Here is a 10498-nt window from a genome sequence, read left to right on the forward strand (position 1 = left end):
TCTAAAACAAGGATGTCAGGTTTTGGGAATTTACGGATATTGCAAAAAAAGGCGCGAAGGAGTGAAACGACTTACGAAAACACTCAGTTTGTGCTGCCGCGTAAGCGGCAAACGTATATAGTTACAAGCACAAACTGCGTGTAGCAGGCTAGCCTGCGGTTTCGCTAAGTCGTTATCACGACTGGGAGCCTTTTTTTGATACAGCCAGTGATTTACAAACCTTTAGCCCAGTCGTATGTTGAGAGGTATGGATCCGGCTTTACTGCGCCGCTTGTTGCCCATACTTCGTCAATCAGGCCTGTTTCGTTGATTTTACCGATTCGGACTGGCTTGTAGATGTGCTGGTTAGAGCCGTCGAGTGTGACTTTGCCCTCAGGAGCATCGAATGTGAGTCCCTTTGCTGCCGTGCGGACTTTTTCTACATCGAATGAACCTGCCTTTTCAGCTGCCATTGCCCACAAGTAAACTCCGATGTAACCTGCTTCGATCGGGTCGTCTGTAACTCTCTTTTCGCCGTAAGATGACTTGTAAGCCTTTACGAAAGCGTCATTCTGTGCGGTTTTTGTTGTCTGGTAGTAGTTCCATGCGACATAGTGACCTTTGAGGTTTTCAATTCCAACACCACCGACTTCTTCCTCCGCGATTGAGAAGCTCATTACCGGGATTGACTCCGCTGTGATTCCGGCATCTGTGAGCTGCTTGAAGAATGCTACGTTTGAGTCACCGTTGAGGGTGTTGATGATGCAGTCAGGTTTTGCAGACTGGATTTTGCTTACGATTGTTGCGAAATCTGTGTGTCCCATCGGGGTGTATTCTTCGCCAGCGACTGTACCGCCGATGTTTGCAAGCTGAGCCTTGATGATTTTATTTGCTGTTCGTGGAAAGACGTAATCGCTTCCGACGAGGAACATGTTTTTGCCGAATTTTTCTGCGCAGAACTCGACTGCCGGAACTGCCTGCTGGTTTGGAGCCGCACCCATGTACATGATGTTAGGGCTTGCTTCCATTCCTTCGTACTGAACCGGATACCACAAGAGTGCGCCTGTTTCCTCAACGACCGGTTTTACTGCCTTTCGTGAAGCACTTGTCCAGCAGCCGAAAATTGTTGCGACTTTATTGTTCTGAATCAATTTTCTTGCTTTTTCAGCAAAAATCTGTGGTTCTGAGGCACCGTCTTCCTGAACGACTTCGATCAGTTTGCCAAGAACGCCGCCTTTTGAATTGATTTCTTTGATTGCAAGCATTTCTGCATCGCGGACAGATGTTTCTGAGATAGCCATTGTACCGCTCAAAGAATGAAGGATGCCGACTTTAACGGTCTTAGACTCTTCTTTTTTCTCGCATGAAGAGAGGGTGAGGGTACCGAGAAGGGCACCAGCCGCCAAAAGGCTTGTGATAATTCCATTAACTGTCTTTTTCATGATTTTTACCTCCAAATCATCAATATTTAATTTTTTTTCATAAAAAAATGGCGCCTGCTCTCTTTGCCAGCCAAGAAAACAGACGCCATTGCCTTTATTTATTTTAAATATGTTTTTTTTAATCGATGAAGATTATGCTGTCTTTCGCTTCTGTATAATAGAAAGAAATGCGAAAACAAAGATTCCGCTTGCAAGGATAATTGCTCCCAGAATTGTGTCCTCCAGGCTCAGGTCAAAAAATCCTTCGCCCTCAAGAACTGAAGCCACTCCGTCCATGCTCCACATTAGGCTTGCCGCCCAGAACATGAGCATTGTCGAGAATACGCTTTTTGAAACAGCAGATTTTCTCTTCTGATAGAAGTAAAGTCCGCTGAAAGCAAATGCCGCAAGAATCGTAAGAATCAAACACATAGCGATGCCCCCTGTAAGCTAGAATTTTCTTGTTTTTTGTTAATAAAATGCGCTGTCACTTCGGCTATTGCCCAAGCCACCGTTACAACCACGGCCATAGAGACTCCGACGGTCGCCATTTCATGAAGCATTTCCGGAATATCCTCGGGATTTTTCATCGCGGTCAAAAATGGCGGATAAAGCACGACTTCACCGTGATAAATATGCTCAATCGCAAGAAGGAAACTTCCTCCGTAAAGCATTTTCTCAAGATTTCCCAGCCGGGCCTTGATTACCGAATCAGCATTCTTTTTGAATGCCAGTTTTTTTGCAACTGTAAGAACAAGCGCTTCGCCGAGCGGAATCAAAAAACAAGCCATGTTGCCTCCAAAAGAAAAAAGGAGCCCCGACTTGTGAATCGAAGCTCCTTTGCTAAGTGATGTTGAAACTATATCGGGCAGAGGATTTTGTGTCAATTTGCTTTTTTTCAACTTTAGTTCTAGCGGAAAGTGAGAAAAAATCAATTTTTTCCCGGGAAAAGTCTTCCACACTTTTCAAAAAAATGTAAAATAATGATATATTTTTATTATTTGAGACAATGAAGTCGTTTTGGGCCTTTCCAGAACGACTTTTTTTATTTTCCGGAAGAAGATTTGGAGGCAATCATGAAACATGAATTGAATGAAAATGCAATCGATGCGATTTTTACAGAATTGAAGAGACTCGAGAACATGATTTGTGACTTGCTTGAAATCGATGAAAGTCAGGACAAATTTGGTTTGTATCTGGAGAAGGCCGCTTCAGATTTTTCTCTTTCTGAGCGGGAATTTGACGTTTTAAAACTGATTGCTGACGGACGTTCCAACAACGAAATCAGCGAGCAGATTGAAGTCAGCGTTTCCACCGTAAAAAAGCATATCTACAATATTTTCAATAAAGCGGGCGTAAATTCCCGGACCCAACTGTTGAATCTCGTGTTCAGCCTTGCCGAACCCAGGTTATAAAAACATTTATACATCTCCGATAAAAACATATTGCATAAAATATAATTGCGTGTTAAGATAGACTAACTTCAGGGCGGGGTGAGATTCCCCACCGGCTGTAAGCGCATTGCGTAAGCCAGCGAGCTGTTTTCAGCATGATACGGTGCAAATCCGTAGCCGACGGTAAGTGGCAGGTCCACAAAGTCCGGATGAAAGAAGTAAAACTTTGTCGCACAAACGGCGGTTTATTCTTTGCTCTTTCGCCCTGTTGAAGGAGCTTTTTTTTATGTCTTTTAATTACAACACAATCGAAGAAGCTGTTGCAGACCTTCGCGCAGGCAAAATCATCCTGGTTTCAGACGACGAAAACCGCGAGAACGAGGGCGACATGATTTGTGCCGCAGAATTTGCCACTCAGGAAAACGTGAACATGATGGCAAGTCACGCCAAAGGTCTCATTTGCATGCCGATGAGCGAGGCACTTGCCCACAAACTCGGCCTTTATCCCATGGTTGCCGAAAATACCGACAATCACGAGACGGCTTTCACGGTTTCAATCGATCACATTTCCACCACAACAGGAATTTCCGCAAAAGAACGGGCAATCACCACTCAAAAATGCGTTGATCCGGCGTCAGTAGCCACAGATTTCCGCCGTCCGGGCCACAACTTCCCTTTGATTGCAAAAAAGGGCGGGGTTCTTGTGCGAAATGGTCACACTGAGGCAACGGTTGACTTGTGCCGTATCGTCGGCCTTAAAGAATGCGGCCTTTGCTGTGAAATCATGGACGACGACGGAACCATGATGCGGGGCGAAAAGCTTCAGGAAATGGCAAAGAAATTCGGCTTCAAGTACATCACAATCAAGGCTTTGCAGGATTATCTCCGTGTAAACGAAAAGCATGTCGTTCGCGAGGCAAAGGCCAAGATGCCGACAGAGTACGGTGATTTTGACATTTACGGCTACATCAACGACATCACTGGCGAGCATCATGTTGCTCTGGTTAAGGGTGACTTGGGCGACGGCGAGAATGTCTTGTGCCGGGTCCATTCTGAGTGTCTTACCGGCGATGTTTTTGGAAGCCGAAGATGCGACTGCGGACCTCAGCTCCAGGCTGCCATGAAGCGCGTGAATGAAGAGGGTCGGGGAGTAATCCTTTACATGAGACAGGAAGGCCGGGGAATCGGCTTAATCAACAAGCTCAAGGCCTACAAACTGCAGGAAGAAGGTTTGGACACCGTTGAGGCAAATGTCAGGCTGGGCTTTAAGCCGGATTTGCGTGAATACTGGATAGGCGCACAGATTCTGCGGGATTTGGGCTGCAAGTCTCTCCGTTTGCTTACAAACAATCCGGAGAAAATCTACGGACTTGACGGCTTCGGACTAAAAGTAAGCGAGCGGGTTCCGATTGAAATCCCGGCCCAGAAATACGATGCCTTTTATTTGCGCACAAAACGTGATAGAATGGGACATATTTTTAGTGAGGAATTGTAAATATGAACGAAATTAATTTGATTGAAGGAAAATTGGTTGCCCCGCAGGGCATGAAGGTTGCAATCGTTGCAAGCCGTTTTAATGAAATCATCGTAAACAAACTTCTCGGCGGTGCTGTTGACGGTCTCGTCCGCCACGGTGTCGAAGAAAAGAACATTACTGCCGTCTGGGTTCCGGGCGCTTTTGAAATCCCTGTAATCTGTGACAAGCTCGCCGCAAGCAAAAAATATGACGCCGTAATCGCTGTCGGAGCCGTAATTCGTGGCTCTACAACACATTACGACTATGTTTGCGCCGAAGTTTCAAAGGGCGTAGCTCAGGCAAGCTTCAAAAACGGCGTTCCGGTCCTCTTCGGTGTAATCACAACCGAGAACATTGAGCAGGCAATCGAGCGTGCAGGAAGCAAGGCTGGAAACAAGGGCTATGACTGTGCTTTGGGCGCAATCGAAATGGCCAACCTCATGAAACAGCTTTAATTTTACATTAAATTCTCTATTTACAGAATCATCTTTTAGCCTTATTATTGAATTTGATGGATAAGGCTAAAAGATTTTTTAAAAAAAGTCTTCGTAATATATTAAAATTTCTCGGAATCACAGGTTATAGTGATTCGTTCAAAAAATATGTCGACAGGGATAACGCCCGCTCAGGAATTCTAGTCTCAAGTATCGTCATGGTTCTGGAATTTTACATGATTTGCTACGTTCTTTACCATATGTTGATGGATTCAAAGATCCGTAGCTACGCCTGGCTTATCCAGCACCTTACCGCCTATGCGGTTTTCTTCCTTTGTGCCCTTTTACTGTATATTTTTTCATACAACTTCTTAAAGAATCGAATGACAAACCGCTGGATCGGCAAGATTTACATGATTTTTTTTGCCGTTGTTGCACTTGCATTCGGAATTTTTATTTCTTATCTGGACTATCAGAAAGGTGAGCACGCCCTTGCTTTCATCACAGTCGAAATCATCACCATGGGAATCATGATCTGGCGGCCGATAACGTCCATTTCCTTGGTGACAGGTTCCTTCCTGCTTTTTTATTTTATCTGCGACTCGTCAATTTCAGCGACTTATGCCACGCAAATGAATCTTTTTACAGTCTGGCTGGCAATTCTTATTACGACGGTCGGTCGCTTTCATCAAAAGGCAATCGAAGCCAAAAATGCCGAGCACATTGAGAACATGAACCTTTATCTCAGTCAGGTTGCGGTCACTGATGAAGCCACCGGAATCGGAAACATGCTGGCATTCAGGAATGAGGTAGGGGAGATCCGCAGTAAAAGCGAGGCTGACTTCCTTTCGCGCAATTTCCTCTTTCTGGATATCCTTAACTTCAAGAGCTACAACGAAAAGCACGGTTTTGACGAAGGAACCCGATTTTTAAATGCCATTGCCCACACAATCAAATATTCTTTTGCCGGGGAACCTGTAGCGCGCTTTTCCGATGACCATTTCGTCGTTTTTGCAAAGCGGGATGCCTTAAATTCTACCGCTGAACTTGAGGTAAAGCTTGCTTCAATCCGCAGGAAAATCATGAATTCAGACCCCGAAGTCAAACTAGGCTTAAAAGTCGGCTCATATACGCCGGAAGACGTCTTGTGCCATACGATTACTGCCTGTGATTTTGCACGTTACGCCTGTGAGAGCATCAACAAAAAGTATGGCGTTGATTTTTGCGAGTATACGACTGCCAGTGCAGAAGATTTTGCCCGAAAGCAGTATGTAATCAATAACATAGACCGGGCGATTTCCCAGGGCTACATTCAGATTTACTATCAGCCGGTTGTTCTGGCTAAAAACAAAGAGCTGTGCGGATTTGAGGCTCTTGCCCGCTGGATTGATCCAAATTACGGTTTTATGCCGCCTTACACCTTTATTCCGGTTTTGGAAGAGTACCGCCAGATTCACAAGCTTGACGCCTATGTCTTGCAGGAAGTCTGCCGGGATATTTTGAATGCCAGGGCAAAAAATGTACCTGTTTTCCCGGTTTCAGTAAATTTCTCCAAAATCGACTTTGAGCTGATGAATATCGAAGAGCTGCTGGAAGTGTACGTTGAAAAGCAGGGAATCGGCAAGGAAAACATCCATATCGAAGTTACGGAAAGCGCTCTCTCAGAAGATGACAGAAATCTCCGCGAAACCCTGCACCGGCTCAAGACAAAAGATTATTCCCTCTGGCTTGATGACTTTGGTTCCGGCTATTCAGGACTCAACCTTCTCAAAGAATTCGAATTTGACATGATGAAAATCGACATGGCCTTCCTCAAGGATTTTGCCAGCTCGCCTAAGTCCCGTCCTATCCTCAAGAATATCATTACGCTTGCAAAGGACATCGGAATGCACACCCTCAGCGAAGGTGTCGAGACAAACGAAGCCTTTGACTTCCTTCAGGAAATCGGCTGTGAGCGGATTCAGGGCTACCTTTTCGGAAAACCAATGCCTCGCGAAGAAGTAATTGAAAAAATTCAGAACAGTTCCTTCATTCTCCCCAACTTATCATAATGCACGTTCTGTCTACCAATAATATTATTTTCTTGTACTGTAAGAATTTATCATGTGGGACTGGCCGCTTAGTACCCTAGCCTTATCAGAATTGAAATCACTACAGTCAGGATTGTCGTCGCGTACATCAGGACGTTTGCCCGGACAATATCTCTCGCTTCAATTTCACGCAGCTTGTCACCGATGAAATCCTTTTTTTCGACCTTGCCCTCATAGACTGTATCTCCTGCCAGCTGCAGGCCCAGTGCTCCGGCCGCCACGCTTTCTGTCTGGGCGGAATTGGGGCTTGAGTGCTTGTATCTGTCACGAAGGAAGATTTTTACTGCGTTTATCGGGTGAAACCTTTGCTTTGCCGGGAAAATGGCCAGAATCAGCGTTGAAATAATCATCAGGATTGCGGAAAGTCGTGCTGGAATCAGGTTTGCAAGATCATCGAGCTTTGCGGCGCAGAATCCGAAATTTTTATAGCGTTCGTTTTTGTATGCAATCATCGAATCCATTGTGTTTATCGCCTTGTAGACCAGTCCGCCTGTCGCACCAAAGACTGCCATGAAAAAAATCGGGGCAACTACCCCATCGCTGGCATTTTCGGCTACTGTCTCAACGGCGGCTTTTGCGACTCCCTTTTGATCAAGAATGTCTGTGTCCCGCCCGACAATCATCGAAACGGCTTTCCGGGCTTTTTCGAGGTCATTTTTTTTAAGTTCCCGGTAAACTTTGCTGCTTTCGGCGCATAAAGATTTTGCGGCTATGCACTGATAGCAGATAATACTTTCTGCGGCCAGAAAAAGATAGGGATGAATCAGTCTGCATGCATACAAAATCGCTGACGGAATCAAAAAAGATGTAAAAATCACGATAAAAACAAGAAAACTTCCTTTGAGGCGCTGAATTTTTTCAGAATCAGACGGCTTGTTCAGGCGTTTTTCGAGGAAGGAAATCAAAAATCCCATAAAGCGCACCGGATGAGGGAAAGAATGGGGGTCTCCGAGAATGCAGTCGAGTAAAAATCCGGCTAAAAGAGAAAAAGCAATATGGTGATTCAGAAAAAAATCCATGCCGCAATTCTAAATCAATATTTGAAAAAAAGAAAGTTGGGAAATTTTAAATTTTCTGGCCCTTTCCGCAGAAAACCCGGAAAAGCTCGGCCTTTCCGGCTATTTTTTGAAGTGCAAGTCCTGTTTCCTCGCGTAATTTACGCTGAAAGGCATCAACCGGCACGACTCCGCAGAAAATATCGTCGCAAATGATGACTTTCTCCTGACCGCCAGCCGCACAATCTGAAAAATCAGTTTTGGGGGAGATTTTCTTTTTAAGGCAGTAGGCAATATAATTTTCGTAGTGTGAAAGGCAGGGTTTTGAAAAATCAGGTTCGCTATCCTCGCTGCAGACAAAAATATCTTCGTCTGAAAGTGCGAACTTTTCCCTGGCGAAAGCCGTTTTTCCCTGATAAGCTCCTCCGACAACAAGTTTCAGTCCGCAAGAGGATTTTTCGCCATTTTCTTCTGGATTTTTGATTTCTGCCCTTCCGTTTTTCATTTCCACCACCCCGTCGCATTTTTCTGCAAGGAATTGCTCGATTTTCGCCAGGTTTTTTCTATATAGTTCCGTAATTTCGTCGTATTTTATGTCGCAGAAGATTGAATCACTCACAAAAATCACGGAATCTGACTTTTGAATCAGTTTTTCCAGCGTTTTTTCAATTCTTTCAAGGATTTTTGGAGCGTCTTCCTGCATTTTTTTAATTGAAAAGTCAGTCCGCCCCTCAAAAAGCTCGTTTGCAAGCAGGGCCGTAAGGCTGTCAAAAAGGATTACCCTTCCCGGCTGCAAATTTTCAACGATTTGCGAAAAATTTCCTGCGATTTCAATTGTCTCAAAGCCGAGATTTTTGCGGTCGTCACGGTGTTTTTTAATCCGCTCGTAATCTTCGCTGTCATGAGGAATCATTGTGGCAAAGTAAACTGGTGCGGAGCCGGCATTTTCTGCCAGCTTGCAGGCGGCTTCCTGGGCGTAAGAAGATTTTCCGTTCTTGCAGCCCCCTGTGATCAGGAGAAAATGAGGAAGTTGGAATGCTGCGCCAGCCGCAAATTTTTCGCCCTTCATCATGACTTCCTGATTTCGTCCAGATAGGAGTCGTTGATTTGGGCCTTTTCGAATGTGGCCATTTCATTCATGATTACACAGGCGGCATCCATGATTTCAAAAGCCAGAGGACAGCCGCTTCCCTCGCCCAGCCGCATCCTCAGATTGAGGTAAGGAGCTAACGATAGTTCGTTTATTGCGATTTTATAGCCTTTTTCCTCGGAACAGTGGGAAGAAAAGAAATATTTGGCTGAATTCGGGCAAATTCTCGCTGCGCACAGGGCCGCGACAACGGAAATATAGCCGTCAATAACGACCGGTAGTTTTTCTGCCGCCGCTCCCAGGAAGACTCCGCACATGCTGGCTAAATCCAGACCGCCGACCTTTGAAAGCAGATCGATTACGTCGTATTTGTTCGCCTTGTTAAGCTCGATTCCCTTTTTGATGACTTCTTTTTTATGGGAAAGCATTTCATCGGTGATGCAGCCGCCCCGGCCGGTGATTTCATCCGGGCTAAGGCCTGTGAGGACCGAAAGGACTGCCGTTGAAGTCGTGGTGTTGCCGATTCCCATCTCGCCCACTCCCAGGACAGAAACTCCGTCTGCTTTTGCGGTTTTTGCAAGCTCAATTCCAATGAGGATGGCTTTTTCGGCTTCTTCGCGGGTCATTGCAGGCCCGTGTAAAAAAGAAGCGGTGCCCTTGCGGATATTTTTGTTGATGATTTGCGGGCAGTCGTAACTGCATTTGATTCCGACGTCAACGACCTGCACTTCGTTTCCAAAATGCTTTGCCAGGGCGCTCATTCCGGTCAGGCTCTTCGTCATGTTTACGGCCTGGCTTGCGGTTACGCTCTGGGGGGCTGAAGAAACGCCCTCTTCCACGACTCCGTTGTCAGCTGCAAGAACGACAATCCTTTTTTTGGGGAGAGAATTGTGCAAATTTCCTGTGATTCCGGCAAGCCTGGCTCCAATTTCAAGGAGTTCGCCCATGCTTCCGGGCGGCATTGCCAGTGAGGACTGATATTTTTTCGCTGCAAGAAGGGCACTTTGATTTAAAGGAGCAATTTCTTGCAGCGTATCGAGAATTTTCTTGTTCACAAAAGTGAGTATATCAGAAAAAATTATTTAAAGCAGACGTCAACCTCAAATGGCCCGTACTTTGTGATAAAAGGAATGGCTATAACCGGGAAATTACGCGGCCATGAAATCATGTGGTTGTGTCCCATTACGCAGAATGGCGGAGAAATGTCCAGATCGTAATCGCTGAGGGCGGTAACGGCGTGTCCAGAGATTATGTTGGTGAATTCACTTACAAGGCCGACAGCCATGTCCTCATAATCTTGGGGCTTGCACTCAAGTCCGGAAAATTCAAGCATTTTGTTCGCAAGAATTTTGTGAAGCCTGAATGCGACGATTCCTTTGATGCTGCCTGTAACACCAAGCAAGCCGGAAATTTCCCACGGATGACCCGCATGAATATCGAGAAGATGCGGTTCTTTGCTTTCTGCAGAAATGTTGAACATCTCCTGGAAAGTTTTAATTCCTTCTGAGAGGAATGCGTTGATGATTTTTGCGTCCATTGCCATAACAATAATGATAATGCAGGATTTTCAATTTGTAAA

At 45.4% G+C, this 10498-nt stretch carries 11 protein-coding genes and 1 riboswitch; of the genes, 4 read left to right on the plus strand and 7 right to left on the minus strand.

Features of this window, described 5'->3' with window-relative positions; translation table 11 throughout:
* Positions 1-212 precede the first annotated feature (212 nt).
* The 3 genes from urtA to HNP76_RS12630 all read right to left on the minus strand — a co-directional run bounded on the left by urtA (position 213) and on the right by HNP76_RS12630 (position 2191).
* Positions 213-1421, minus strand: a complete 1209-nt coding sequence (urtA, locus tag HNP76_RS12620; protein ID WP_184661086.1) for an urea ABC transporter substrate-binding protein — start codon at positions 1419-1421, stop codon at positions 213-215.
* 132 nt (positions 1422-1553) lie between these two features.
* The gene (locus tag HNP76_RS12625; RefSeq protein WP_184661087.1) at positions 1554-1832 is read right to left on the minus strand and encodes a hypothetical protein; all 279 of its coding nucleotides are present in this window, start codon (positions 1830-1832) and stop codon (positions 1554-1556) included.
* Complete coding sequence (locus HNP76_RS12630) at positions 1823-2191, minus strand: hypothetical protein (RefSeq protein WP_260309240.1); 369 nt, start codon at positions 2189-2191, stop codon at positions 1823-1825. The genes HNP76_RS12625 and HNP76_RS12630 overlap by 10 nt, the downstream gene beginning before the upstream one ends.
* 285 nt (positions 2192-2476) lie before the next feature.
* Between HNP76_RS12630 and HNP76_RS12635 the strand changes: the two genes are divergently transcribed.
* The 4 genes from HNP76_RS12635 (at position 2477) to HNP76_RS12650 (ending at position 6795) form a co-directional block, all read left to right on the plus strand.
* Positions 2477-2815: a response regulator transcription factor gene (locus HNP76_RS12635; RefSeq protein ID WP_184661090.1), complete on the plus strand. Its 339-nt coding sequence runs from the start codon at positions 2477-2479 to the stop codon at positions 2813-2815.
* Positions 2816-2875: 60 nt separating this feature from the next.
* A riboswitch (FMN riboswitch) is annotated at positions 2876-3019 on the plus strand.
* A gap of 61 nt (positions 3020-3080) precedes the next feature.
* Complete coding sequence (locus HNP76_RS12640; RefSeq protein WP_184661093.1) at positions 3081-4289, plus strand: bifunctional 3,4-dihydroxy-2-butanone-4-phosphate synthase/GTP cyclohydrolase II; 1209 nt, start codon at positions 3081-3083, stop codon at positions 4287-4289.
* Positions 4290-4291: 2 nt separating this feature from the next.
* Entirely contained in the window at positions 4292-4765 is a 474-nt protein-coding gene (gene ribH / locus HNP76_RS12645) for a 6,7-dimethyl-8-ribityllumazine synthase (RefSeq protein WP_184661095.1), read from the plus strand.
* A gap of 56 nt (positions 4766-4821) precedes the next feature.
* Positions 4822-6795, plus strand: coding sequence for an EAL domain-containing protein (locus tag HNP76_RS12650; RefSeq protein WP_184661098.1), 1974 nt, complete (start codon positions 4822-4824; stop codon positions 6793-6795).
* A 68-nt stretch (positions 6796-6863) separates the two neighbouring features.
* On the opposite strand, the gene cbiB is transcribed toward HNP76_RS12650, so the two are convergent.
* The 4 genes from cbiB to HNP76_RS12670 are packed head-to-tail and all read right to left on the minus strand — an operon-like array spanning position 6864 to position 10462.
* Entirely contained in the window at positions 6864-7853 is a 990-nt protein-coding gene (gene cbiB, locus HNP76_RS12655; protein WP_184661100.1) for an adenosylcobinamide-phosphate synthase CbiB, read from the minus strand.
* A gap of 46 nt (positions 7854-7899) precedes the next feature.
* A complete protein-coding gene (locus HNP76_RS12660) occupies positions 7900-8901 on the minus strand; it encodes a bifunctional adenosylcobinamide kinase/adenosylcobinamide-phosphate guanylyltransferase (protein ID WP_184661102.1) in 1002 nt (333 codons plus the stop codon).
* A complete protein-coding gene (gene cobT, locus HNP76_RS12665) occupies positions 8898-9974 on the minus strand; it encodes a nicotinate-nucleotide--dimethylbenzimidazole phosphoribosyltransferase (RefSeq protein ID WP_221301085.1) in 1077 nt (358 codons plus the stop codon). The genes HNP76_RS12660 and cobT overlap by 4 nt, the downstream gene beginning before the upstream one ends.
* A 23-nt stretch (positions 9975-9997) precedes the next feature.
* Positions 9998-10462 carry a chemotaxis protein CheX gene (locus HNP76_RS12670; RefSeq protein ID WP_260309241.1) on the minus strand — a complete coding sequence of 155 codons (465 nt, stop codon included), beginning with the start codon at positions 10460-10462 and terminating at the stop codon, positions 9998-10000.
* Positions 10463-10498 lie beyond the last annotated feature (36 nt).

It is taken from the genome of Treponema ruminis (assembly GCF_014201975.1).
GTDB classification, from domain to species: Bacteria; Spirochaetota; Spirochaetia; order Treponematales; family Treponemataceae; genus Treponema_D; species Treponema_D ruminis.

What these genes read in the sequence shown, in the direction of transcription:
- urtA (WP_184661086.1), bottom strand. Translation starts at nt 1,421, where the DNA reads ATGAAAAAGACAGTTAATGGAATTATCACAAGCCTTTTGGCGGCTGGT.
- HNP76_RS12625 (WP_184661087.1), bottom strand. Translation starts at nt 1,832, where the DNA reads ATGTGTTTGATTCTTACGATTCTTGCGGCATTTGCTTTCAGCGGACTT.
- HNP76_RS12630 (WP_260309240.1), bottom strand. Translation starts at nt 2,191, where the DNA reads ATGGCTTGTTTTTTGATTCCGCTCGGCGAAGCGCTTGTTCTTACAGTT.
- HNP76_RS12635 (WP_184661090.1), top strand. Translation starts at nt 2,477, where the DNA reads ATGAAACATGAATTGAATGAAAATGCAATCGATGCGATTTTTACAGAA.
- HNP76_RS12640 (WP_184661093.1), top strand. Translation starts at nt 3,081, where the DNA reads ATGTCTTTTAATTACAACACAATCGAAGAAGCTGTTGCAGACCTTCGC.
- ribH (WP_184661095.1), top strand. Translation starts at nt 4,292, where the DNA reads ATGAACGAAATTAATTTGATTGAAGGAAAATTGGTTGCCCCGCAGGGC.
- HNP76_RS12650 (WP_184661098.1), top strand. Translation starts at nt 4,822, where the DNA reads ATGGATAAGGCTAAAAGATTTTTTAAAAAAAGTCTTCGTAATATATTA.
- cbiB (WP_184661100.1), bottom strand. Translation starts at nt 7,853, where the DNA reads ATGGATTTTTTTCTGAATCACCATATTGCTTTTTCTCTTTTAGCCGGA.
- HNP76_RS12660 (WP_184661102.1), bottom strand. Translation starts at nt 8,901, where the DNA reads ATGATGAAGGGCGAAAAATTTGCGGCTGGCGCAGCATTCCAACTTCCT.
- HNP76_RS12670 (WP_260309241.1), bottom strand. Translation starts at nt 10,462, where the DNA reads ATGGCAATGGACGCAAAAATCATCAACGCATTCCTCTCAGAAGGAATT.